Source organism: Burkholderia sp. AU44665 (assembly GCF_030504405.1).
GTDB lineage: Bacteria > Pseudomonadota > Gammaproteobacteria > Burkholderiales > Burkholderiaceae > Burkholderia > Burkholderia semiarida.
The window spans coordinates 1-22,609 of the sequence record NZ_JAUJRI010000016.1; the positions used below are offsets into that span (position 1 = coordinate 1).

Annotated in this window: 22 protein-coding genes; 15 read left to right on the top strand and 7 right to left on the bottom strand. The window is 66.8% G+C overall.

Annotated elements, in window-relative coordinates; genetic code table 11:
* Positions 1 to 512: 512 nt before the first annotated feature.
* Entirely contained in the window at positions 513 to 1,289 is a 777-nt protein-coding gene (locus QZM15_RS25380) for an enoyl-CoA hydratase (protein WP_059576928.1), read from the bottom strand.
* A 129-nt stretch (positions 1,290 to 1,418) separates the two neighbouring features.
* Here QZM15_RS25380 and paaN point away from each other — a divergent pair, with 129 nt between their 5' ends.
* The 5 genes from paaN (at position 1,419) to paaK (ending at position 7,043) form a co-directional block, all read left to right on the top strand.
* The gene (paaN, locus tag QZM15_RS25385; protein WP_302107480.1) at positions 1,419 to 3,125 is read left to right on the top strand and encodes a phenylacetic acid degradation protein PaaN; all 1,707 of its coding nucleotides are present in this window, start codon (positions 1,419 to 1,421) and stop codon (positions 3,123 to 3,125) included.
* 87 nt (positions 3,126 to 3,212) lie between these two features.
* Positions 3,213 to 4,415 carry a 3-oxoadipyl-CoA thiolase gene (gene pcaF / locus QZM15_RS25390; protein ID WP_059576932.1) on the top strand — a complete coding sequence of 401 codons (1,203 nt, stop codon included), beginning with the start codon at positions 3,213 to 3,215 and terminating at the stop codon, positions 4,413 to 4,415.
* Between the two features lie 45 nt (positions 4,416 to 4,460).
* Positions 4,461 to 5,252, top strand: a complete 792-nt coding sequence (gene paaG / locus QZM15_RS25395) for a 2-(1,2-epoxy-1,2-dihydrophenyl)acetyl-CoA isomerase PaaG (RefSeq protein WP_059576935.1) — start codon at positions 4,461 to 4,463, stop codon at positions 5,250 to 5,252.
* Between the two features lies 1 nt (position 5,253).
* The gene (gene paaI / locus QZM15_RS25400) at positions 5,254 to 5,706 is read left to right on the top strand and encodes a hydroxyphenylacetyl-CoA thioesterase PaaI (protein ID WP_059576938.1); all 453 of its coding nucleotides are present in this window, start codon (positions 5,254 to 5,256) and stop codon (positions 5,704 to 5,706) included.
* A gap of 38 nt (positions 5,707 to 5,744) precedes the next feature.
* Positions 5,745 to 7,043 (top strand): phenylacetate--CoA ligase PaaK, encoded by a 1,299-nt coding sequence (paaK, locus tag QZM15_RS25405; protein ID WP_099316036.1) that lies wholly within the window; start codon positions 5,745 to 5,747, stop codon positions 7,041 to 7,043.
* Between the two features lie 248 nt (positions 7,044 to 7,291).
* Here the strand turns inward: paaK and QZM15_RS25410 are convergent, their stop codons facing one another.
* Positions 7,292 to 8,416: a murein transglycosylase A gene (locus QZM15_RS25410; protein ID WP_226094280.1), complete on the bottom strand. Its 1,125-nt coding sequence runs from the start codon at positions 8,414 to 8,416 to the stop codon at positions 7,292 to 7,294.
* Positions 8,417 to 8,444: 28 nt separating this feature from the next.
* On the opposite strand from QZM15_RS25410, the gene QZM15_RS25415 reads away from it, so the two are divergent.
* Positions 8,445 to 8,588 (top strand): hypothetical protein, encoded by a 144-nt coding sequence (locus QZM15_RS25415; RefSeq protein ID WP_226094281.1) that lies wholly within the window; start codon positions 8,445 to 8,447, stop codon positions 8,586 to 8,588.
* 14 nt (positions 8,589 to 8,602) lie between these two features.
* Here the strand turns inward: QZM15_RS25415 and apaG are convergent, their stop codons facing one another.
* Positions 8,603 to 8,977, bottom strand: coding sequence for a Co2+/Mg2+ efflux protein ApaG (apaG, locus tag QZM15_RS25420; RefSeq protein WP_034187476.1), 375 nt, complete (start codon positions 8,975 to 8,977; stop codon positions 8,603 to 8,605).
* Positions 8,978 to 9,154: 177 nt separating this feature from the next.
* Between apaG and rpe the strand changes: the two genes are divergently transcribed.
* The 8 genes from rpe (at position 9,155) to QZM15_RS25460 (ending at position 16,496) form a co-directional block, all read left to right on the top strand.
* Positions 9,155 to 9,841: a ribulose-phosphate 3-epimerase gene (rpe, locus tag QZM15_RS25425; RefSeq protein WP_059576943.1), complete on the top strand. Its 687-nt coding sequence runs from the start codon at positions 9,155 to 9,157 to the stop codon at positions 9,839 to 9,841.
* Positions 9,842 to 9,845: 4 nt separating this feature from the next.
* Positions 9,846 to 10,610 (top strand): phosphoglycolate phosphatase, encoded by a 765-nt coding sequence (locus QZM15_RS25430; RefSeq protein WP_059576948.1) that lies wholly within the window; start codon positions 9,846 to 9,848, stop codon positions 10,608 to 10,610.
* 357 nt (positions 10,611 to 10,967) lie between these two features.
* On the top strand, positions 10,968 to 12,461 hold the full coding sequence (gene trpE, locus QZM15_RS25435; protein WP_124863509.1) for an anthranilate synthase component I: 1,494 nt from the start codon (positions 10,968 to 10,970) through the stop codon (positions 12,459 to 12,461).
* Positions 12,462 to 12,474: 13 nt separating this feature from the next.
* A complete protein-coding gene (locus QZM15_RS25440; protein ID WP_059640152.1) occupies positions 12,475 to 13,074 on the top strand; it encodes an aminodeoxychorismate/anthranilate synthase component II in 600 nt (199 codons plus the stop codon).
* 13 nt (positions 13,075 to 13,087) lie between these two features.
* Positions 13,088 to 14,119, top strand: coding sequence for an anthranilate phosphoribosyltransferase (trpD, locus tag QZM15_RS25445; RefSeq protein WP_059577389.1), 1,032 nt, complete (start codon positions 13,088 to 13,090; stop codon positions 14,117 to 14,119).
* 28 nt (positions 14,120 to 14,147) lie between these two features.
* Positions 14,148 to 14,933, top strand: coding sequence for an indole-3-glycerol phosphate synthase TrpC (trpC, locus tag QZM15_RS25450; RefSeq protein ID WP_302107481.1), 786 nt, complete (start codon positions 14,148 to 14,150; stop codon positions 14,931 to 14,933).
* On the top strand, positions 14,933 to 15,559 hold the full coding sequence (locus QZM15_RS25455) for a CYTH domain-containing protein (RefSeq protein WP_302107482.1): 627 nt from the start codon (positions 14,933 to 14,935) through the stop codon (positions 15,557 to 15,559). Before trpC ends, QZM15_RS25455 begins: the two co-directional genes overlap by 1 nt.
* A gap of 13 nt (positions 15,560 to 15,572) precedes the next feature.
* Entirely contained in the window at positions 15,573 to 16,496 is a 924-nt protein-coding gene (locus QZM15_RS25460) for a uracil-DNA glycosylase (protein ID WP_302107483.1), read from the top strand.
* Positions 16,497 to 16,612: 116 nt separating this feature from the next.
* On the opposite strand, the gene QZM15_RS25465 is transcribed toward QZM15_RS25460, so the two are convergent.
* The 4 genes from QZM15_RS25465 to QZM15_RS25480 all read right to left on the bottom strand — a co-directional run bounded on the left by QZM15_RS25465 (position 16,613) and on the right by QZM15_RS25480 (position 21,259).
* Complete coding sequence (locus tag QZM15_RS25465) at positions 16,613 to 17,209, bottom strand: FMN-dependent NADH-azoreductase (RefSeq protein WP_059577049.1); 597 nt, start codon at positions 17,207 to 17,209, stop codon at positions 16,613 to 16,615.
* A 147-nt stretch (positions 17,210 to 17,356) separates the two neighbouring features.
* Positions 17,357 to 19,156, bottom strand: a complete 1,800-nt coding sequence (locus tag QZM15_RS25470; RefSeq protein ID WP_302107484.1) for a M61 family metallopeptidase — start codon at positions 19,154 to 19,156, stop codon at positions 17,357 to 17,359.
* Positions 19,157 to 19,261: 105 nt separating this feature from the next.
* Positions 19,262 to 19,990 carry a DsbC family protein gene (locus QZM15_RS25475; protein WP_059577055.1) on the bottom strand — a complete coding sequence of 243 codons (729 nt, stop codon included), beginning with the start codon at positions 19,988 to 19,990 and terminating at the stop codon, positions 19,262 to 19,264.
* 90 nt (positions 19,991 to 20,080) lie between these two features.
* The gene (locus tag QZM15_RS25480; protein WP_302107485.1) at positions 20,081 to 21,259 is read right to left on the bottom strand and encodes a UbiH/UbiF family hydroxylase; all 1,179 of its coding nucleotides are present in this window, start codon (positions 21,257 to 21,259) and stop codon (positions 20,081 to 20,083) included.
* A gap of 247 nt (positions 21,260 to 21,506) precedes the next feature.
* Between QZM15_RS25480 and ychF the strand changes: the two genes are divergently transcribed.
* A complete protein-coding gene (gene ychF, locus QZM15_RS25485; RefSeq protein WP_006482062.1) occupies positions 21,507 to 22,601 on the top strand; it encodes a redox-regulated ATPase YchF in 1,095 nt (364 codons plus the stop codon).
* Positions 22,602 to 22,609 lie beyond the last annotated feature (8 nt).

A 22,609-nucleotide genomic window follows, 5' to 3' on the forward strand; every position in this document is an offset into this window, starting at 1 on the left:
TATGAATCACTTCATAAACCTGACTTACTTTAGTGTGAGACTCTTGATACTTTCGCTATCTGATCCGAGGATCAGCTCGCTTTCATCAAGCGCCCACACTTATCGGCTGTTAATTTTTAAAGAGCATGTCTGCGAGAAACTCCGCGTTTCCTAGCAGCGCTGCGTTTTCAGCAGCAGAGAAGCGAGATTATGAACCGTGTTTCGCAGCTCGTCAACAACTTTCTGAACTGCTTCGTTGCGACTGCGGGGCTCACTTCCTGCACCACCGAGGCTCGTTACCACCGAACCCCAACAGCACCGCTTCCCTTCCTCCCGCGCCGCGTTTCCGTTAGCGCGAAAGAGGCGTGATTCTAAGCACCCGCCCCCATCCACGCAAGCTCTTTGTGAAGAAACTTTGAAAAGGCCTCCGTGCGCTGTCGCGCACGGAGGCCTTTTTTGATGAACCGGACAAGGCCATCCCGCCCGCAACCGATACAGGCCAGCCATCGGACACCCGCCCCGACGCAGTCCGATCAGCGGTGCTTGAAAACAGGCTTCCGCTTCTCGACGAATGCCGCCATCCCTTCCTTCTGGTCTTCCGTTGCGAACAACGAGTGGAACAACCGGCGCTCGAAGTGGACGCCTTCAGCCAGCGTCGTCTCGTACGCGCGGTTCACCGACTCCTTGACCATCATGACCGCCGGCAGCGAGAACTCGGCGATCGTCGTCGCGGCGGCAATCGCCTCGTCGAGCAACTTGTCGGCCGGCAGTACGCGCGAGACGAGCCCGGCACGTTCGGCCTCGACGGCGTCCATGAACCGCGCGGTCAGGCACATGTCCATTGCCTTCGCCTTCGACACCGCGCGCGGCAGGCGCTGCGTGCCACCCGCCCCCGGCATGACGCCCAGCTTGATTTCCGGCTGGCCGAACTTGGCCGTGTCCGCCGCGAAGATGATGTCGCACATCATCGCGAGTTCGCAGCCGCCGCCCAGCGCAAAGCCCGAAACCGCAGCAATGATCGGTTTGCGGATCTCGCGGACCGCCTCCCAGTTGCGCGTGATGTAGTCACCCCGATAAACATCCATATAGGAGTAGGTTGCCATCATGCCGATGTCCGCGCCGGCCGCGAACGCCTTCTCGCTGCCCGTCACGACGATCGCGCCGATGTCGTCGTCCGCATCGAATGCCTTCAGCGCGGCGCCCAACTCGTCCATCAATGCATCGTTCAGCGCATTCAGCGCCTTCGGGCGGTTGAGCGTCACCAGACCAACGCGCCCCCGGGTCTCCACCAGGATGTTTTCGTAAGCCATCTATTTCTCCTCGATCAATGAAATGAGAAACGCCTCGCACATGCGAATAGTTTGATGCTACCATTCTCCGACCAACCGGTCGGTTAATTAATCGATCCGATCCCTCTCAACGTTCATCAGGCCGCCGCCATGACCCATGCCCTGCTCACGAAGCACGAAGACACGCTGAAACACGCACTCGCCGCCATCGAGAGCCGCGGGTACTGGAGCCCGTTCGCCGAAATGCCGAGCCCCAAAGTGTACGGGGAAAGCGCAAGCGCAGACGGCGAGGCGGCGTTCAAGTCGCACCTCCACAAGACCTTCGTGCTTGACCAGCCCGCGTCCGGTGAAACGGTCGGCGCCGAGCGCTCGCCATACGGCATCGCGCTGGGCATCCGGTATCCGAAATCCACGCCGGACGCACTGATCGCTGCCGCAGCCGCCGCTCAACGTACGTGGCGCGAAGCCGGCCCGAGCGCGTGGATCGGCGTTAGCCTCGAAATCCTTGCGCGCCTGAACCGCGCCAGCTTCGAAATTGCCTACAGCGTGATGCACACCACCGGGCAAGCCTTCATGATGGCGTTTCAGGCCGGCGGCCCGCACGCACAGGACCGCGCGCTCGAAGCCGTCGCCTATGCATGGGACGAACTGCGCCGCATTCCGGCCGATGCACACTGGGAAAAGCCGCAAGGCAAGAACCCTCCCCTTGCGATGCACAAGCGCTATACGATCGTGCCGCGCGGCACCGGCCTCGTGCTCGGCTGCTGCACGTTCCCGACCTGGAACGGCTACCCGGGCCTGTTCGCCGATCTGGCAACCGGTAATACCGTGATCGTCAAACCGCACCCTGGCGCGATCCTGCCGCTTGCCATCACGGTCCGAATCGCCCGCGACGTGCTGCGCGAAGCCGGATTCGATCCGAACGTCGTCACGCTCCTCGCGACCGAGCCCAACGACGGCGCCCTCGTCCAGGATCTCGCGCTGCGCCCCGAGATCAAGCTGATCGACTTCACCGGCAGCACGCAAAACGGCACGTGGCTCGAACACCATGCCCACCAGGCCCAGGTCTATACCGAGAAAGCGGGCGTCAACCAGATCGTGATCGACTCGACCGACGACCTCAAAGCCGCCGCGAAAAACATCGCGTTCTCGCTGGCGCTGTACTCCGGCCAGATGTGCACGGCGCCGCAGAATATCTACGTGCCGCGCGACGGCATCCGGACCGCCGACGGCCATGCGAGCTTCGACGAAGTCGCTCAAGCAATCGCGGTTGCCGTGCAAAAACTCACTGGCGACCCGGCACGCTCGGTCGAACTGATCGGCGCAATCCAGAACGAAGGCGTGACCGCGCGCATCGACGACGCGCGCAAGCTCGGCCGCGTGCTTGCGGATAGCGTGGCTCTCCAGCATCCCGCCTTCCCCGATGCGCGTGTGCGCACGCCGCTCGTGCTGCAGCTCGACGTGGCCGACCGCGAAAAATTCACGCAGGAATGGTTCGGCCCGATCTCGTTCGTGATCGCGACCGACTCGACCGCGCAATCGCTCGATCTGGCCGGTGAAATCGCCGCCGAACACGGCGCGCTGACCCTTTCCGTCTACAGCACCGATGACGCAATCATCGACGCCGCACACGACGCGGCGGTGCGTGGCGGCGTCGCGCTGTCGATCAACCTGACGGGCGGCGTATTCGTGAACCAGTCGGCCGCGTTCTCCGACTTCCACGGAACGGGCGCGAACCCGGCGGCCAACGCGGCGCTGGCCGACCCCGCGTTCGTCGCCAACCGGTTCCGCGTGGTGCAAAGCCGTGTCCATGTTGCCCCGAAGGCGGTACCTGCGGAAGCTGGCCAGCCGGCATAGCCCGAATGGCCGACGTGCAAACGCCGCCATGTTCTCTACCATGAACGAATCCGCCACCCGGCGGGTTCGTCACTCATCGATACGCCCATGACAGACGCCTACATCTGCGACGCGATTCGCACCCCCATCGGCCGCTACGGCGGCGCACTGAAAGATGTTCGTGCCGACGACCTCGGGGCGGTCCCGCTCAAGGCGCTGATCGAGCGCAATCGCGACGTCGACTGGGCGGCGATCGACGATGTGATCTACGGTTGCGCGAATCAGGCCGGCGAGGACAACCGCAACGTCGCACGCATGTCGGCGCTGCTGGCGGGCCTGCCCACCGCCGTGCCCGGCGCGACGCTGAACCGGCTCTGCGGCTCCGGGATGGACGCGGTCGGCACGGCCGCGCGCGCGATCAAGGCGGGTGAAGCGCGCCTCATGATCGCAGGTGGCGTCGAGAGCATGACCCGCGCACCGTTCGTGATGGGCAAGGCCGCGAGCGCGTTCGCGCGCCAGGCCGACATCTTCGATACGACGATCGGCTGGCGCTTCGTCAATCCGCTGATGAAGCAGCTGTATGGCGTCGATTCGATGCCGGAGACGGCCGAGAACGTCGCGGTCGACTACCACATCAGCCGCGCCGATCAGGACCTCTTCGCGCTGCGCAGCCAGCAGAAGGCCGCACGGGCCCAGCAGGACGGCACGCTCGCTGAGGAAATCGTCGCGGTCACGATTCCACAGAAGAAAGGCGAGCCCGTCGTCGTGTCGCGCGACGAGCATCCGCGCGAAACGTCCCTCGAAGCGCTCGCGAAGCTGAAGGGCGTGGTACGCCCCGACGGCTCCGTGACGGCCGGCAACGCATCGGGCGTCAACGACGGCGCCTGCGCGCTGCTGCTCGCCAATGCGCAGGCAGCCGACCAGTATGGCCTGCGTCGCCGCGCGCGCGTCGTCGGCATGGCGACCGCCGGCGTCGAGCCGCGCGTGATGGGCATCGGTCCCGCGCCGGCCACGCAGAAACTGCTGCACCAGCTCGGCATGCGTATCGACCAGTTCGACGTGATCGAACTGAACGAGGCGTTCGCGTCGCAAGGTCTCGCCGTGCTGCGCATGCTCGGCGTCGCCGACGACGATCCACGCGTGAACCCGAACGGCGGTGCGATCGCGCTCGGCCACCCGCTCGGCGCATCGGGCGCCCGGCTCGTCACCACGGCGCTCCATCAACTCGAGCGCACCGGCGGCCGCTTCGCGCTCTGTACGATGTGCATCGGCGTCGGCCAGGGCATCGCGCTCGCGATCGAACGCGTGTAACCGACGCGCCGCGCGCCTATAACGAAGTCATGACGGAGATACTGCATGTCCTATCAGGCGATCCAGCTGGATATCGATCAGGCCGCGCGCGTGGCCACGATCACGCTCAACCGCCCCGACAAGCTGAACAGCTTCACGCGGGCGATGCATCGCGAACTGCAGTCGGCGCTCGATGAAGTCGAGGCGGCCGGTGCACGCGCGCTGATTCTGACGGGTGCGGGGCGCGGCTTTTGCGCGGGCCAGGACCTGGCCGACCTCGACTTCACACCGGGCGCGTCCAGCGATCTGGGCACACTGATCGACGAGCATTTCAATCCGCTGATCCGCCGCCTGCAGCGTCTGCCGATTCCGGTGATCGCCGCCGTCAACGGTACGGCCGCCGGCGCCGGCGCGAATCTCGCACTGGCGTGCGATCTCGTGTTCGCCGCGCGCTCGAGCAGTTTCATTCAAGCCTTCGTCAAGATCGGGCTCGTACCCGATTCGGGCGGCACCTGGTTCCTGCCGCAACGCATCGGCATGGCTCGCGCGCTCGGGCTCGCGCTGACCGGCGACAAGCTCGGCGCGGAACAGGCCGAACAATGGGGCCTGATCTGGCGCGCGGTCGACGACGATGCGCTCGTCGCGACGGCCCGCCAGCTCGCCACCCAGCTCGCGCAGCAGCCGACGCTCGCCATCGCATCGATCAAGCAGTCGATGCGAGACGGCATTACGAACACGCTCGATCAGCAGCTCGATCTGGAACGCGACCTGCAGCGCAAGCTCGGCCAGTCGCATGACTACGCGGAAGGTGTGAAGGCCTTCATCGAGAAGCGTGCACCGCGCTTCGAGGGGCGCTGACATGACGAACGCGACCGCCACGCTCGACCCCGACTCGCTCGCCCGCGCCACCGCGCGGGCCATGTACGACGCCGATGCGTGCAGTCGCGCGTTCGGCATGGAAATCGCCGAAGTACGCGCCGGCTACGCCCGTCTGCAGATGCGCGTGCGGCCCGAATTCCTGAACGGTCACCAGACCTGCCACGGCGGGATCATCTTCACGCTCGCCGATTCGACGTTCGCGTTTGCATGCAACTCGTACAACGTGAATGCGGTCGCGGCCGGCTGCTCGATCGAATTCCTGCGCCCCGTGCACGGCGGCGACGTGCTGACGGCCGAGGCGGTCGAACAGGCGCGCGCCGGCCGCCACGGCATCTACGACATCCGCGTCACGAACCAGACAGGCGACACAGTTGCGATGTTTCGCGGCAAATCCGCCCAGATCAAGGGCACGGTCATCCCGGAAGACCGCTGACGTCGACGGCTCGCCCATAACAAACACTGGAGACATGCATGACTACCCCGCTACCGCTCGAGCCGATCGAGACCGCCTCGCGCGACGAGCTGACCGCGCTGCAGCTGGAACGCCTCAAGTGGTCGCTCCGGCATGCGTATGACAACTCGCCCGTCTATCGCCGCAAGTTCGACGAAGCGGGCGTGCATCCGGACGACCTGAAGACGCTCGCCGACCTGTCGCGCTTTCCGTTTACGACCAAGGGCGACCTGCGCGACAGCTATCCGTTCGGGATGTTCGCGGTGCCGCAAGACCAGATCTCGCGCATCCACGCGTCGTCGGGCACGACCGGCAAGCCGACGGTCGTCGGCTATACGGCCGCCGACATCGACACGTGGGCAAACCTCGTCGCCCGGTCGATCCGTGCCGCCGGTGCGCGCCGCGGCGACAAGGTGCACGTCAGCTACGGCTATGGGCTCTTCACGGGCGGGCTCGGCGCGCACTACGGCGCCGAGCGCGCAGGCCTCACCGTGATCCCGTTCGGCGGCGGCCAGACCGAAAAGCAGGTACAGCTGATCCAGGATTTCCGGCCCGACATCATCATGGTCACGCCGAGCTACATGCTGTCGATCGCCGACGAGATCGAGCGCCAGGGCCTCGATCCCGTCAAGAGTTCGCTGCGCATCGGCATCTTCGGCGCGGAGCCGTGGACCAACGACATGCGCGTCGCAATCGAACAGCGGATGGGCATCGACGCGGTCGACATCTACGGGCTGTCCGAAGTGATGGGCCCCGGCGTGGCGTCCGAATGCGTCGAGACCAAGGATGGTCCGACCATCTGGGAAGACCACTTCTATCCGGAAGTCATCGACCCGGAAACCGGCGAAGTGCTGCCCGATGGGGAGCTCGGCGAGCTCGTGTTCACGTCGTTGACGAAGGAAGCGCTGCCGATCATCCGCTACCGCACGCGCGATCTCACGCGCCTGTTGCCGGGCACCGCCCGGACGATGCGCCGGATGGAGAAGATCACCGGCCGGTCGGACGACATGATGATCGTGCGCGGCGTCAACGTGTTCCCGACGCAAATCGAGGAACAGTTGCTCAAGCAGCGCGCGCTCGCGCCGCACTATCAGATCGTGCTGACGAAGGAAGGCCCGCTCGACGTGCTGACGCTCAACGTCGAGCCGTGCCCGGAAACCGCGCCCGATACCGCGGCGATCCAGGCGGCCAAACAGGCGCTCGCGTACGACATCAAGTCGCTGATCGGCGTGACGGCCGTGATCAACGTGGTGCCGGTGAACGGCATCGAGCGCTCGGTCGGCAAGGCGCGCCGCGTCGTCGACAAACGCAAGGGCTGAAGTCGCGCGACGCACGTGCGGCGCGCGGCGGCGCGCGCGCGCCTGCAAACGAAACAGCCCGGTCGGCCAACGCCGATCGGGCTGCTTTACTCCAAGCGTCGTTCGACGTGACACTCACCGGATCACGCGAACTGAAGTCACGTGGGCACATCGGCGATCTGGCCGGCGCGCGCCACGCGCAAGAGACGCAACACGAATGCCGCGTCTCATGCGCGGGCCACCATCCGGGCAGCCCGCCCTGCCCCAAATCACGAATTCGGGAACAGCAGCCACATCCGGCCGACCTGCTTCATCCGGCCGGCCTGGTCACCGGCGTCGTCGCCGAGCCCCCAGAAATAGTCTGCCCGCACGCCGCCCTTGATCGCCGAGCCCGTATCCTGCGCGAACACGAGCCGGTTCATCGGCGTATTCGTCAGCGGACGCGTGGTCTGCAGGAACACCGGCGTGCCGAGCGGAATCGACGACGGATCGACCGCGATCGAGCGCTCCGGCGTCAGCGGCACGCCGAGCGCGCCGATCGGGCCGTCCGCGCCGCCGTGCGGCGCATCCTCCTTGGTCGGCATGTCGCGGAAGAACACGAAGCGCGGATTCGTGTCGAGCAGCGCGTCGACGCGCGTGGGGTTCGCCTTCGCCCAGGCCTTGATGCCCTGCATCGTCGCTTGTGCGGGCGTCAGCTCGCCGCGATCGAGCAGCCACTTGCCGATCGAACGGTACGGCTGGTTGTTGGTACCGGCAAAGCCGACCCGCATCACCGAACCGTCGTCGAGCAGCACGCGCCCCGAGCCCTGCACCTGCAGGAAGAACGCCTCGATCGGATCGTCGACCCATACGAGTTCGTTGCCGTTCAGGATGCCGGCGCGCTCGAGCTGCGCGCGTGCGGGCAGCGCGGCGCCCGCGCGATAGCCGGCCGGCCAGCGATAGAGCGCGTACTGATACGGGCCGCGGCGCACGCGCGAACCGTGCAGCAGCGGCTCGTAATAGCCGGTCACGAGCCCGTCGAGCGTACCGTCGGTATTCGCGAACTGGAACGGCGTGAAATACGTTTCGAAGAAGGCGCGTGCGCTGCTGACGTCGAGTTCGTCGAGCCGGTCGGCGGCCGCGCAAGCGCGCGTCCAGGCCGGCTGGCGTGCGAGCCGCGCGCAGTTCTGCCGCAACGCGGCCGTCGCGCCGATCAGCGAATCGTCCTGCCAGCCCGGCACCTGCTGCCACGCGACCGGCGTGAGCCGCTTCGCGGCGACCTGCCCCGGCACGATCGCCGCGCCGGTCGGCGGCTTCAGCGCGGAGGTCCGCGTCGGCGCGCCGCCGCACGCGGCGAGCAGCGCCGCCGCCGCGGCTGCGGCCATCCACCCGGCCAGCCGGGGCCCAAACCACATACAATGTCCGTTCTTGATGGAAACCGCCATGTCAGATTTTCTCGACCAATATCCGATGCTCATCTTCGCGCTCGAAGCCTTCGTAGCGCTTGCCCTGCTGATCTTCATCGTCGTCTGGACGTCGTCGGGCAGAAAGAAGCCGGCCCGCCACAACGACCGCCAGCCGCGCTGACGCGCGCCGCACGCTCAATGCAGCGTGCGCGGCATGTGCAGGGCAAACTCGTCGACCGGCGCCTCAAAACGCTCGCCGTCCTCGGCCACGCAGAAGTACGCGCCGCGCATCGTCCCGACCGGCGTCGCGATCACGGCCCAGCTCGTGTATTCGAAATGCTCGCCCGGCTGCAGCAGCGGCTGGTGCCCGACGACGCCGAGCCCCTTCACTTCCTGCACGTGGTTCTCGCTGTCCGTGATGATCCAGTGACGAGCGATCAGCTGCGCCGCGACCTGTCCGGTGTTGCGGATCGTCAGCGTGTACGCGAATGCGTATTGACGGTGATCGGGGTCGGATTGTTCCGGCAAGTAGCTGGTTTTCACCGAAACGGTGAACTGATACTGACTCATGGTGTGTCCGCTGTAGGTAACCGCGCGCGCCGATTCGAGCGGCCGGGCCGCAGGCGCGCCGCATTGGTTCGGCATTCTATGCGCAATCGGGCGGCAACCGCACGGCCTGCCGCCGCGCACCGGGTCGCCGGACGGTAGAATGACGGTTTTGCGCCGCAACGTCCCCGCTCCCCTGCCATGACTCAATTCCGCATCGCTCCCAGCATCCTGTCGGCCGACTTTGCCCGGCTCGGCGAAGAAGTCCGCAACGTGGTCGCCGCCGGCGCCGACTGGATTCACTTCGACGTGATGGACAACCATTATGTGCCGAACCTCACGATCGGCCCGCTCGTCTGCGAGGCGATCCGCCCGCACGTGCAGGTGCCGATCGACGTGCACCTGATGGTGCGCCCGGTCGACCGAATCGTGCCCGATTTCGCGAAGGCCGGCGCGAACCTGATCAGTTTCCATCCGGAAGGCTCCGACCACATCGACCGCACGCTGTCGCTGATCCGCGACCACGGCTGCAAGGCCGGTCTCGTGTTCAATCCGGCCACGCCGCTGAACTACCTCGACCACGTGATGGACCGCCTCGACTTCGTGTTGCTGATGTCGGTGAACCCCGGCTTCGGCGGTCAGTCGTTCATTCCGGAAACGCTGAACAAGCTGCGCGAAGCGCGCGCGCGCCTCGACGCGTACACGGAGCGCACCGGCCGCGAGATTCTGCTCGAGGTCGACGGCGGCGTGAAGGCCGACAACATCGCGGAAATCGCGGCGGCCGGCGCCGACACGTTCGTCGCCGGTTCGGCGATCTTCGGCAAGCCCGACTACCGCAAGGTGATCGACGAGATGCGCGCGGCGCTCGCCACCGTCGAACGGAGCTGATGCCGTGGCCGACTCGTCGTTCGCCGGCCACGCGCCGGCCGGGGCCGCCACGGACGCGGCCCCGATCCGCTTTGCCGCGCCGCGCATCGATGCGGCGCTGATCGACCTCGACGGCACGATGGTCGACACGGCCGACGATTTCACGGCCGGCCTGAACGGGATGCTCGCGCAGCTCGGCGCGCCGGCCACGTCGCGCGACGAAGTCATCGGCTACGTCGGCAAGGGCTCCGAACACCTGATCCAGAGCGTGCTGAAGCCGCGCTTGCCGGCCGACGAAGCGCACGCGCGCTTCGACGACGCACTAGCGATCTACCAGACCGAATACGCGAAGATCAACGGTCGCCACACGCGTCTCTATCCGGACGTGGCAGCCGGCCTCGACGCATTGCGCGCGGCCGGCATCCGGCTCGCGTGCGTGACGAACAAGCCGCACCGCTTCGCGGTCGAGCTGCTCGAACAATACGGGCTGGCCGGCTGCTTCGGCATCGTGCTGGGCGGCGACAGCGTCGCGCGCAAGAAGCCCGATCCGCTGCCGATGCTGACAGCCTGCGACGCGCTCGGCGTCGCGCCGGGCGCCGCGGTCGCGATCGGCGACTCGGAAAACGACGCGCTGGCAGGCCGCGCGGCCGGGATGGCGACGCTGACGGTGCCGTACGGCTACAACCACGGCAAAGCTATACAAACGATAAATTCGGATGGTATAGTCGATTCGTTGCTGGTCGCGGCTCGCGCAATTTCCGCGCACAATGCCGGCCGGCCAACCGTCTGATTATTTCTTCCATCCGCATGTTTCTGAATAAAAAACGGAGTCTGAGCAGCATCGACCGGGGAGCCTGGCCCTGGCGTCGCTGGTCGCGCTAACCTCTTCGATGAGGTACGCTGAAGCACGTCTTCAGCGCCGTTTTTTATCTCGCTGCGCATCCGCGCGCCGACCGTCGCACCACCTCGAGTTCCACCGCGCCCGAACGCTCGCGTTCAGGATCGGCCGCAGGCTCGCGACGTTCACGCCCGGAGTGCCGGCCGGCAACAGGCACTTCTCGATCGACCGCCCTTTCGCCGACGGCCACCCGCGCAGCGTCAAATGATCCCTGGCGCACGCGCCGCTCGTCCCGAACAGGACCGGAACATGACCGAACTCGAATTCCAATCGCTCGCGAACGAAGGCTACAACCGCATCCCGCTGATCGCGGAAGCCCTTGCCGATCTCGAAACGCCGCTGTCCCTCTACCTGAAGCTGGCCCAGCCCGAACGCGCGGGCGCCAACTCGTTCCTGCTCGAATCGGTGGTCGGCGGCGAACGCTTCGGCCGCTACTCGTTCATCGGCCTGCCCGCCCGCACGCTCGTACGCACCCGCAACGGCGTGTCGGAGGTCGTGCGCGACGGCCAGGTCGTCGAGACGCACGACGGCGACCCGTTCCAGTTCATCGAATCGTTCCAGGCCCGCTTCAAGGTCGCGCAGCGCCCGGGCCTGCCGCGTTTCTGCGGCGGCCTCGCCGGCTACTTCGGCTACGACGCGGTGCGCTACATCGAGAAGAAGCTCGCGAACACCGCGCCGCGCGACGATCTCGGCCTGCCCGACATCCAGTTGCTGCTGACCGAGGAAGTCGCGGTGATCGACAACCTCGCCGGCAAGCTCTACCTGATCATCTACGCGGATCCGGGCCAGCCCGAAGCGTACGCGAAGGCGAAACAGCGCCTGCGCGAACTGAAGCAGCGCCTGCGCACGACCGTGCAGCCGCCCGTCACGTCGGCGAGCGTGCGCACCGAGACGTTCCGCGAATTCAAGAAGGAGGATTACCTGGCCGCCGTGCGCCAGGCGAAGGAATACATCGCGGCCGGCGAACTGATGCAGATCCAGGTCGGCCAGCGGCTGACGAAGCCGTACCGCGACAATCCGCTGTCGCTGTACCGCGCGCTGCGCTCGCTGAACCCGTCGCCGTACATGTATTACTACAACTTCGGCGATTCCCACGTGGTCGGCGCGTCGCCGGAAATCCTGGTGCGCCAGGAAAAGCGCGGCGACGACCAGATCGTCACGATCCGGCCGCTCGCCGGCACGCGCCCGCGCGGCAACACGCCCGAGCGTGATGCGGAACTCGCGACCGAACTGCTGAACGATCCGAAGGAGATCGCCGAGCACGTGATGCTGATCGACCTCGCGCGCAACGACGTGGGCCGCATCGCGGAAATCGGCTCGGTGCAGGTGACCGACAAGATGGTGATCGAGAAGTACTCGCACGTGCAGCACATCGTCAGCTCGGTCGAAGGCAAGCTGAAGCCCGGCATGACGAACTACGACGTGCTGCGCGCGACGTTCCCGGCCGGCACGCTGTCCGGCGCGCCGAAGGTGCGCGCGATGGAACTGATCGACGAGCTCGAGCCGGTCAAGCGCGGGCTGTACGGCGGTGCGGTCGGCTACCTGTCGTTCTCGGGCGAGATGGATCTCGCGATCGCGATCCGCACGGGCCTGATCCACAACGGCAACCTGTACGTGCAAGCGGCGGCCGGCGTCGTCGCGGATTCGGTGCCCGAATCCGAATGGCAAGAGACCGAGAACAAGGCGCGCGCGGTGCTGCGTGCGGCCGAACAGGTCCAGGACGGCCTCGATAGCGACTTCTGACCGGAGACTGACCATGCTGCTCATGATCGACAACTACGACTCGTTTACCTACAACCTGGTCCAGTACTTCGGCGAACTCGGCGAGGACGTGCGTACCTGCCGCAACGACGAAATCACGCTCGACGACATCGCGCGCCTGAACCCCGACACCATCTGCCTGTCGCCCGGCCCGAGCAATCCGCAGCACGCGGGCATCACGCTCGACGTGCTGCGCGAATTCGCGGGCAGGAAGCCGATCCTCGGCGTCTGCCTCGGCCACCAGGCGATCGGCGAAGCATTCGGCGGCCGCGTCGTGCGCGCGAAGACCATCATGCACGGCAAGGTGAGCCGGATCGAAACCGATTGCCGCGGCGTATTCGCCGATCTGCCGAAGCATTTCGACGTCACGCGCTATCACTCGCTCGCGATCGAGCGCGAATCGCTGCCCGACTGCCTCGAGGTGTCCGCGTGGACCGACGACGGCGAGATCATGGGCGTGCGCCACAAGACGCTGCCGGTCGAAGGCGTGCAGTTCCACCCGGAATCGATTCTCTCGGAGCATGGCCACGCGCTGCTCGAGAATTTCCTGAAGCAGCATCGCGCAGCGGCGCATGCCGCCGCACCGACTGCTTGACGGGAGACGCACGATGACGATTACCCCGCAGGAAGCGCTGCAGCGCACGATCGAGCACCGCGAGATCTTCCACGACGAAATGCTGCACCTGATGCGGCTGATCATGCGCGGCGACATGTCGCCCGTGATGGCGGCCGCGATCATCACCGGGCTGCGCGTGAAGAAGGAGACGATCGGCGAGATCGCCGCCGCCGCCACCGTGATGCGCGAATTCGCGAACCACGTCGAGGTGCAGGACAACTCGAATTTCGTCGACATCGTCGGCACCGGCGGCGACGGCTCGCACACGTTCAACATCTCGACCGCGTCGATGTTCGTCACGGCGGCCGCGGGCGCGAAGGTCGCGAAGCACGGCAACCGCGGCGTGTCGAGCAAATCCGGCAGCGCCGACGTGCTCGAAGCGCTCGGCGTGAACATCGACCTGCAATCGGACCAGGTCGCCGCGTCGATCGCCGAAACCGGCATGGGCTTCATGTTCGCGCCGAACCATCACCCGGCGATGAAAAACATCGCGGCCGTGCGCCGCGAGCTCGGCGTGCGCACGATCTTCAACATCCTCGGCCCGCTGACCAATCCGGCCGGCGCGCCGAACCAGCTGATGGGCGTATTCCACCCCGACCTCGTCGGCATCCAGGTGCGCGTGATGCAGCGCCTCGGCGCGCAGCACGTGCTCGTCGTGTACGGCAAGGACGGGATGGACGAGGTGTCGCTCGGCGCCGCGACGCTCGTCGGCGAATTGCGCGACGGCAAGGTGCACGAATACGAGATCCATCCGGAGGACTTCGGCCTGCAGATGGTGTCGAACCGCACGCTGAAGGTGGAAAATGCGGACGAATCGCGCACGATGCTGCTCGGCGCGCTGGACAACCAGCCGGGCGTCGCGCGCGAGATCGTCACGCTGAACGCGGGCACCGCGCTCTATGCGGCCAATATCGCCGAGTCGATCGCGGACGGCATCCAGCTCGCCCGCGAAGCGATCGCAAGCGGCAAGGCCCGCGCGAAAGTCGACGAACTCGTGCGCTTCACGCAGCAGTTCAAGCGCTGACCCTCTTACGAATCCAGCAGGAACCCACATGAGCGACATTCTCGACCGAATCATCGCCGTCAAGCGCGAAGAAATCGCGGCGGCCATGCGCAGCGCGCCGCTCGAGGCACTGAAACTCGAAGCATCGGCGCGCGACCTGCGCGACTTCGTCGGCGCGCTGCGCGCGAAGCACGCGGCCGGCAACGCTGCCGTGATCGCCGAAATCAAGAAGGCGAGCCCGTCGAAAGGCGTGCTGCGCGAGCATTTCGTGCCGGCCGACATCGCGCGCTCGTATGCGGCGCACGGCGCCGCGTGCCTGTCGGTGCTGACCGACGAGCAGTTCTTCCAGGGCGGCGTCCGCTACCTCGAGGAAGCGCGCGCGGCCTGCACGCTGCCGGTGCTGCGCAAGGACTTCATCGTCGACGCGTACCAGATTGTCGAAGCCCGCGCGATGGGCGCCGACGCGATCCTGCTGATTGCCGCCGCGCTCGACACGCCGCTGATGCAGGATCTCGAGGCCTATGCGCACTCGCTCGGCCTCGCGGTGCTCGTCGAAGTGCACGACCGCCACGAGATGGAACAGGCGCTGACGCTCAAGACGCCGCTGCTCGGCATCAACAACCGCAACCTGCGCACGTTCGAGACGTCGATCCAGACCACGCTCGACATGCTCGACATGATCCCGGCGGACCGCATCGTCGTGACGGAATCGGGCATCCTGTCACGCACCGACGTCGACACGATGCGCGCGGCGAACGTGAACACGTTCCTCGTCGGCGAGGCGTTCATGCGCGCCGATCAGCCGGGCGAGGAACTCGCACGGATGTTCTTCTGATGGCGATCGAAAAGGAAATCAAGCTCGCGCTGCCGGCCGGCCAGGCCGATGCCGCGCGCCGCTTCTTCGAGACGCTGACCGGCGAACCCGGTCACGCGATCACGCTCGCGAACGTCTATTACGACACGCCCGACCTCGCGCTGGCGCGCTCGAAGAGCGCGGTGCGCGTGCGCCGCACGCCGGACGGCTGGCTGCAGACGTTCAAGACGGTCGGCAGCGCGGAAGGCGGCCTGCATAGCCGCCACGAGTGGGAACTGCCGGTCGCGGGCGACGCGCTCGAAATCGACGCGCTCGTCGCGGCCTGCGACGTGCCTGAAGCCGCCGCCGCGCTGAATGACGCGGCCGGCGCGCTGCATGCGCTGTTCCGCACGGATTTTTCGCGTACGCTGTGGCGCATCGCCATCGGCGGCGCAACCGTCGAGGCCGCGGTGGACCTCGGCGAGATCGTCGTCCAGGCGGAACACGAAACGCGCCGCGAACCGATCAGCGAAATCGAACTCGAACTGCTCGACGGCCCGGAAACGGCGCTCGCGACGCTCGCCGCCGAACTGCAGCAGGCGCTGCCGGGCCTCGTTCCCGAAAACATCAGCAAGGCGCAGCGCGGCTACCGGCTGCGCGCGCAATAAACCCGCATCACGCATGGCAACCCGCAAGACTTCCCGCGCGCCGCAACAGGCGTCGCTGTTCGACGATCCCGTGCCGGAAACGGCGCAGGCCGATATTCCGTCCGCGGCGCCCGAGCCGCCTGCCGCTCGGCGCAAAGCAGCGAAGAAAACCGCAGCACCCGCGCCCATGCCCGAGCCGGCCTCGGCCGCCGCGGCGCCGCGACCCGTCGCCGCCGACGTACCGCATCTCGCCGCGCAATTCGACGCGCTGCCGGCTGTCTGGCGCGACGTGCTGAAACCGTTCACCGACAGCGACGCGTACGCGCCGCTGTGCCGCTTCGTCGATGAGGAGCGTGCGGCCGGCAAGACGGTCTACCCGACCGACGTGTTCCGCGCGCTGCGCCTGACGAGCCCGGACGACGTGAAGGTCGTGATCCTCGGCCAGGATCCGTACCACGGCGACGATCGCGGCACGCCGCAGGCGCACGGCCTCGCGTTCTCGGTGCCGCCGGCCGTCCGCACGCCGCCGTCGCTGCGCAACATCTTCAAGGAAATCGCCGCGAACTTCGGTCACGACACGCCGCGGCACGGCTGCCTCGACACGTGGGCGCGCCAGGGCGTGCTGCTGCTCAACACCGTGCTGACGGTCGAGCGCGGCGCGGCCGCGAGCCATGCGAAGCGCGGCTGGGAGCAATGCACGGACACGCTGATCCGCGAGCTCGCCGGCCGTCATCGCGGGCTCGTGTTCATGCTGTGGGGCGCGCACGCGCAGGCCAAGCGCGCCCTGTTCGACGCGAACGCGCATTGCGTGCTCGAGGCGCCGCATCCGTCGCCGCTGTCCGCGCATCGCGGCTTCCTCGGCTGCCGCCATTTCGCGCTCGCGAACGACTATCTGGTCGAAGCAGGCCGCGAACCGATCGACTGGCGCCTGCCGGACGTGGCCGAAACGCTCGCGTAACGGCCCAGGCGGCGGGTTCGCCGGCCCGAATGCAACAACGCCGCGCCCCTTTCGGGGCGCGGCGTTTTTTATCGGGTGACGCAGCCGGTGCGTCGCACCCGCGTCGACCTCACGCGTTACGCGGCGGCGATCGCCTCGCGCGCGCTGGCGAGCGCGGCGCTTTGCGCATCCGGGCCGAGGTTCAGGCCTTCCGCGAAGATGAAGCTCACGTCGGTCAGGCCGATGAAGCCGAGGAACGTGCGCAGATACGGCGTCTGGCTGTCGTTCGGCGTGCCGGCGTACTTGCCGCCGCGGGCCGTCACCACGTGAACCTTCTTGCCCTTGATCAGGCCTTCCGGACCGTTCTCGGTGTAGCGGAACGTGACGCCTGCGCGGGCGATCCAGTCGAAATACGTCTTCAGTTGCGACGAGATGCCGAAGTTGTACATCGGTGCGCCGATCACGATGATGTCGGCAGCCTGCAACTCGGCGATCAGCGCATCGCTCTTCGCGACGATCGCATTCTGTTCCGCGGTGCGCTTGTCGGCCGGCGTGAAGAATGCGCCGAGCACCGATTCGTCGAGGTGCGGCAGCGCATCGGCCAGCAGATCGCGAACCACGACGTTCGCGCCGGGGTTCGATTGTTGCAGCTTTGCCGTCAGTTCGTTGGCCAGCAGCGTGGATTGCGCACCTTGCGAACGCGCAGCGGAATTGATTTGCAGAATGGTCGTCATGTCAGGCTCCGGTGGGGTTGCGCTTCGGTAGCGCGAGTGACGCCATTGTGCGTGGCCGCATGACCGCGAAAAAGCGGGCCCAGGGCGACGGATTGTTGCAGCAGCAGAACAATCCTTGATCGCGCCCCGATACCCGCTTTCGGACGATTATCCCTTCAGCCAGGCTTCGCGGGCCTTCGTGGCCGCAGCCGGCTTCGCGGCCGCCGTCAGCCGGTAGCGCGTGACGTCCGGGCCGTCGAGCTTCAGTTTCGCGGTGCGCAGCTCGTCGCGGCGAAACGCGTGAACCTCCACCTTGTCGCCCGGCCGGTAGCGCGCGAGCAGCGCATCGAGGTTCGTGCCCGTCACGCGCAGCCCGTCGACCGCGATCAGCGTGTCGCCGGCCGACAACCCCGCGCGATGCGCGGCGCCGCCTTCGTAGACCGCCGCGAGCGTGCAGTCCGCGCCGCCGCGCAAACGCGCGCCGATCGTCGGCTTCGCGGCCGCGCCGGTCGCGACGTCGGGCGCCAGCGTTACGCCGAACGGCGCGAGCAGTTCGGCAAGCGGCAGATCGCGCGTGCCGTGCACGGCGTCGGCGAACAGGCGGCCGAGCGCGACGCCCGTCGCCTCCTCGATCAGCGTCTCGACTTCGTTTTCTTCCACGCCCGTCTGCTTGCCGCGATAGAAGTCGCGGCCGTAGCGTTGCCACAGCAGGCGCATCACGTCGTCGAGCGACTTCCGGTTGCGCGTCCGCGCACGGATCGCGAGATCGAATGCCAGCGCGACGAGCGAGCCCTTCGTGTAATAGCTGACGATCGCGTTGGTCGCGTTCTCGTCCTGGCGGTAGTACTTGATCCACGCGTCGAACGAGCTTTCCGCGACGCTCTGCTTGAGCCGGCCCGTGCCGCGCAGCACGCCGCCGATGGTGCGGCCCAGCGCCGCGAAATATTCGTCCTGCGACATCAGCCCGCTGCGGACCAGCATCAGGTCGTCGTAATACGACGTGAAGCCCTCGAACAGCCACAACAGCGACGTGTAGTTCTCGCGCGTGAGGTCGTACGGCACGAACGCCGCCGGCTTGATGCGCTTCACGTTCCACGTGTGGAAATACTCGTGGCTGCAAAGCCCGAGATACGTGCGATAGCCTTCCGTCGTTTCGGGGCGCCCTTTCACCGGCAGGTCGGTCCGGTTGCAGATCAGCGCGGTCGACGCGCGATGCTCGAGGCCGCCGTAGCCGTCGCTGACTGCAAGCGTCATGAACACGTAGCGGTCCATCGGCGCCTTCTTCGATTTCGGCTCGAACAGCGCGATCTGCGCTTCGCACACGCGCTTCAGATCGGTACGCAGCCGCTCCAGGTCGAGCTGGGTCACGCGTCCGGCGATCACGATGTCATGCGGCACGCCGTGCGCGTCGAACGTCGCGAGCGCGAATTCGCCGATCGTCACCGGATGGTCGGACAGCTCGTCGTAGTTCGCCGCGCGATACGCGCCGAAACCGTAGCGCTTCGTGCCGCGCGCCTCGGGCAGCGCAGTGCCGACACGCCATGTGCGGAACGCCGCGCCGGCCGGTTTCGCGATGTCGACTTCGCAGGGCGCCTCCTCGCGGCCCGCGACGCTCAGGAACACGGCCGTCGCGTTGAAGAAGCCGCCCGATTCGTCGAGATACGCGGAGCGCACCGACAGGTCCCACGCATACACGTCGTAACGCAGCGTCAGCGTGCCGGTGACGGGCGCGGCCTGCCACGTATGCTTGTCGGTCTTCGCGATGCGCACCTTGCGGCCCGCGTCGTTGAACGCGCCGAGCGTCACGATGTTGCGCGCGAACTCGCGCACGAGATAGCTGCCCGGAATCCATACCGGCAGCGAGAAACGCTGGCCTTCGGGATCGGGATCGGCAACCGTCACCGTCACTTCGAACAGGTGCGCGGCAAGATCTTTCGGGACAATCGAATAGCGGATCGGCTGGGTCATCGTGGCAATCGGTCGGTCGAATACGGCGGCGAAAACGAAGAGAGGCGCCGGCAGATCGTGCGGGCGCCCCTCGCTGGCCGGGCCATGCGCCCGGCGTGCAGTCGGTTACTTGCTCGAGGCGAGCGCCTGGTTGAGCTGGTCGGCCGATACCGCGCCCGGCAGGCGGCGGCCGTCCGGCAGGAAGATCGTCGGCGTGCCCGTGACGTTCATCCCGCGGCCCAGCGCGAGGTTCTTGTCGAGCGCGCTGGTATCGCAGGTACCGGGGCCGGACGGCGCGCGGTGGTCGAGCATCCAGCTCGCCCACGTCTTCGCACGGTCGGTCGCGCACCAGATAGCCTTCGACTTCGCGGTCGAATCCGGCGACAGCACCGGGTACAGGAACGTGTAGACGGTCACGTTGTCGACCGACTGCAGCGTCGTCTCGAGCTTCTTGCAGTACGGGCAGTTCGGATCGGAGAACACCGCGATCTTGCGGGCGCCGTTGCCCTTGACGACCTTGATCGCATTCGCGAACGGCAGGCTCGCGAAATCGATCTTGTTGATTTCGGACAGGCGGGCGTCGGTCAGGTTCTTGTGCGTCTTGGCGTCGACGAGATCGCCGAGCAGCACGTAGTCACCCGCCGCGTCGCTATAGATGATCTGCGAGCCGAGGTTCACTTCGTAAAGCCCTGCAACCGGCGATTTCGACACGCTCTTGATCGGCGCGTCGTTGCCGAGACGGGCTTGCAGCGTGGCCTTCAGCTTGTCGGTGGTCTGGTCGGCCTGCGCGGTGCAGCCCAGCGTCGCCATCGCGACGGCCAGCGCCAGCGATGCGATGCGGATCGTTTTTTTCATCGAAATCTTCCTTCAGCTCAATCGGAGTGCTCGGCACAGTGTACGCCGTTATGGAACCGTCTCCGACCCGTGCAGCGGCAGAAGGTTCGATCAGCCGAGCGCGGCCGACACGAGCCAGCGCTTGACGAGCGGCTGCGCGCCGACGAACGCCATGCCCGCATTGCGCACCGCCTTCGCGAGCGAGCCGGGCACCGCGAACAGCCGCTGCAGGCCGTCGGTGGCGACCATCAGCGCGCGGATGTCCTCGCGGCGCGAACGCTCGTAGCGGCGCAGCAGCACCGTATCGCCGAGATTCCGGAAGCTTTCCTTGCCCGCGATCGCGTCGGCGAGCGCGGCGACGTCGCGCAGGCCGAGGTTCATCCCCTGCCCCGCGAGCGGGTGGATCAGGTGCGCGGCATCGCCGACCAGCGCGACGCGCGGCGCGATCAGCTTGTCGACCGTCTGCAGCGCCAGCGGGAAGCCGGCGGCCGGCGTCACGCATTCGAGCGTGCCGAGCTGGCCGTGCGACACGCGCTCGACCTCGGCCGCGAGCTGCGCCGGATCGAGCGCCAGCAATTCATCCGCATGCGCGGTGTGCGCGGACCACACGAGCGACACGTGACCGTCCGGCAGCGGCAGCAGCGCGACGATCTCGCCTTCGTGGAACCACTGCCAAGCCGTCTCGCGGTGCGGCCGCGACGCCTTGAAGTTCGCGACGACGCCCGTCTGCCGGTAGTCGCGCCGCTCCACCCTGGCCCCCATTTGGGAGCGCACCCACGAATGCGCGCCGTCGGCGCCGACGACGAGATCGGCCTCGAGCACCTGCCCCGACGACAGCGTGAGCACGGCCGCGTCGTCGCGCACGTCGAAACCCTGCGCGCGCGCCTCGAACCACGTGAGGTTCGGCTGGAACCGCAGCGCGGCGTCGAGCGACGCCTCGACCAGCGACGACTCGGCGATCCATGCGAGCTGCGGCACGGACGCCTGGTAGGCGGAGAATTGCAGCTCGGCATGCGCGTCGCCATACACGCGCATGTCGTAGACCGGCGCGAGCCGGCCGTGGTCGAGCGCCTGCCACACCCGCAGCCGCTCGAGCAACGCCTGTGAACTGGACGACAGCGCGTAGACGCGCGTGTCGAACGCGAGATCGGCGGGGCGCAGCGCGGCCGGCTGGGCGAGCAAGGCTGTCTTGTAGCCGGACTGGGTCAGCGCGAGCGCGGCCGTCTTGCCGACGAGCCCGCCGCCGACCACGGCGACGTCGAAGGTGTGGTGGGCAGTCATGGCGGGCATTATAGCCGCGGGGCCAAACCCTTACGCGGCCGGACTTTGCGGGAAATCAGCAGAATCGCAGGCGCGGTGCGCGGGCGCGGCGGCGCGCCGCATCGGCCGTTCGGCGCCAGCCCGGAATCCGGGGCGCCGGCACGGTACAATAGCGTCTTTGACCGTCGGCCCGCCGCGCTCCACGCGCCGGCCGCCCTTTTTTCCCGCGCCGCCGTGCCCTGTCCGGCCGCGCCGCCTCACCCGTCCGAAGGATTCCATGAGTCTCAAATGCGGCATCGTCGGCTTGCCCAACGTCGGCAAGTCCACCCTGTTCAATGCGCTGACCAAGGCCGGCATCGCCGCCGAGAACTACCCGTTCTGCACGATCGAGCCGAACGTCGGCATCGTCGAAGTGCCGGATACGCGCCTGAAGGCGCTCTCCGAAATCGTCAAGCCGGAGCGTGTCGTACCGGCCGTCGTCGAGTTCGTCGACATCGCGGGCCTCGTCGCGGGCGCGAGCAAGGGTGAAGGCCTCGGCAACCAGTTCCTCGCGAACATCCGCGAAACCGACGCGATCACGCACGTCGTGCGCTGCTTCGAGGACGAGAACGTCATTCACGTCGCCGGCAAGGTCAGCCCGATCGACGACATCGAAGTGATCAACACCGAACTCGCGCTCGCCGACCTCGGCACCATCGAGAAGGCGCTCACGCGCTATTCGAAGGCGGCGAAGTCGGGCAACGACAAGGAAGCGGCGAAGCTCGTCGCGGTGCTCGAGAAGGTGCGTGCGCAACTCGACCAGGGCAAGGCCGTGCGCGGCCTCGCGCTGTCGGACGACGAACAGGCGCTGATCAAGCCGTTCTGCCTGATCACCGCGAAGCCGGCGATGTATGTCGCGAACGTGAAGGACGACGGCTTCGAGAACAATCCGCACCTCGAGGCGGTGCGCAAGTACGCGGAAAGCGAAAATGCGCCGGTGGTCGCCGTGTGCGCGGCGATCGAGGCGGAAATCGCCGATCTCGACGACGCGGACAAGGAGGCATTCCTCGCCGACATGGGCATGGAAGAGCCGGGCCTCGACCGTGTGATCCGCGCGGGCTTCAAGCTGCTCGGCCTGCAGACCTACTTCACGGCGGGCGTGAAGGAAGTGCGCGCGTGGACGATCCACATCGGCGACACCGCTCCGCAGGCGGCCGGCGTGATCCACACCGACTTCGAGCGCGGCTTCATCCGCGCGCAGACGATCGCGTTCGACGACTTCGTCACGTACAAGGGCGAGCAAGGCGCGAAGGAAGCCGGCAAGATGCGCGCGGAAGGGAAGGAATATGTCGTGCACGACGGGGATGTGATGAACTTCCTGTTCAACGTTTGAGCGAATCT

Coding starts and splice junctions, on each gene's coding strand:
- QZM15_RS25380 (WP_059576928.1), bottom strand. CDS start 1,289: ATGGCTTACGAAAACATCCTGGTGGAGACCCGGGGGCGCGTTGGTCTG.
- paaN (WP_302107480.1), top strand. CDS start 1,419: ATGACCCATGCCCTGCTCACGAAGCACGAAGACACGCTGAAACACGCA.
- pcaF (WP_059576932.1), top strand. CDS start 3,213: ATGACAGACGCCTACATCTGCGACGCGATTCGCACCCCCATCGGCCGC.
- paaG (WP_059576935.1), top strand. CDS start 4,461: ATGTCCTATCAGGCGATCCAGCTGGATATCGATCAGGCCGCGCGCGTG.
- paaI (WP_059576938.1), top strand. CDS start 5,254: ATGACGAACGCGACCGCCACGCTCGACCCCGACTCGCTCGCCCGCGCC.
- paaK (WP_099316036.1), top strand. CDS start 5,745: ATGACTACCCCGCTACCGCTCGAGCCGATCGAGACCGCCTCGCGCGAC.
- QZM15_RS25410 (WP_226094280.1), bottom strand. CDS start 8,416: ATGTGGTTTGGGCCCCGGCTGGCCGGGTGGATGGCCGCAGCCGCGGCG.
- QZM15_RS25415 (WP_226094281.1), top strand. CDS start 8,445: ATGTCAGATTTTCTCGACCAATATCCGATGCTCATCTTCGCGCTCGAA.
- apaG (WP_034187476.1), bottom strand. CDS start 8,977: ATGAGTCAGTATCAGTTCACCGTTTCGGTGAAAACCAGCTACTTGCCG.
- rpe (WP_059576943.1), top strand. CDS start 9,155: ATGACTCAATTCCGCATCGCTCCCAGCATCCTGTCGGCCGACTTTGCC.
- trpE (WP_124863509.1), top strand. CDS start 10,968: ATGACCGAACTCGAATTCCAATCGCTCGCGAACGAAGGCTACAACCGC.
- QZM15_RS25440 (WP_059640152.1), top strand. CDS start 12,475: ATGCTGCTCATGATCGACAACTACGACTCGTTTACCTACAACCTGGTC.
- trpD (WP_059577389.1), top strand. CDS start 13,088: ATGACGATTACCCCGCAGGAAGCGCTGCAGCGCACGATCGAGCACCGC.
- trpC (WP_302107481.1), top strand. CDS start 14,148: ATGAGCGACATTCTCGACCGAATCATCGCCGTCAAGCGCGAAGAAATC.
- QZM15_RS25455 (WP_302107482.1), top strand. CDS start 14,933: ATGGCGATCGAAAAGGAAATCAAGCTCGCGCTGCCGGCCGGCCAGGCC.
- QZM15_RS25460 (WP_302107483.1), top strand. CDS start 15,573: ATGGCAACCCGCAAGACTTCCCGCGCGCCGCAACAGGCGTCGCTGTTC.
- QZM15_RS25465 (WP_059577049.1), bottom strand. CDS start 17,209: ATGACGACCATTCTGCAAATCAATTCCGCTGCGCGTTCGCAAGGTGCG.
- QZM15_RS25470 (WP_302107484.1), bottom strand. CDS start 19,156: ATGACCCAGCCGATCCGCTATTCGATTGTCCCGAAAGATCTTGCCGCG.
- QZM15_RS25475 (WP_059577055.1), bottom strand. CDS start 19,990: ATGAAAAAAACGATCCGCATCGCATCGCTGGCGCTGGCCGTCGCGATG.
- QZM15_RS25480 (WP_302107485.1), bottom strand. CDS start 21,259: ATGCCCGCCATGACTGCCCACCACACCTTCGACGTCGCCGTGGTCGGC.
- ychF (WP_006482062.1), top strand. CDS start 21,507: ATGAGTCTCAAATGCGGCATCGTCGGCTTGCCCAACGTCGGCAAGTCC.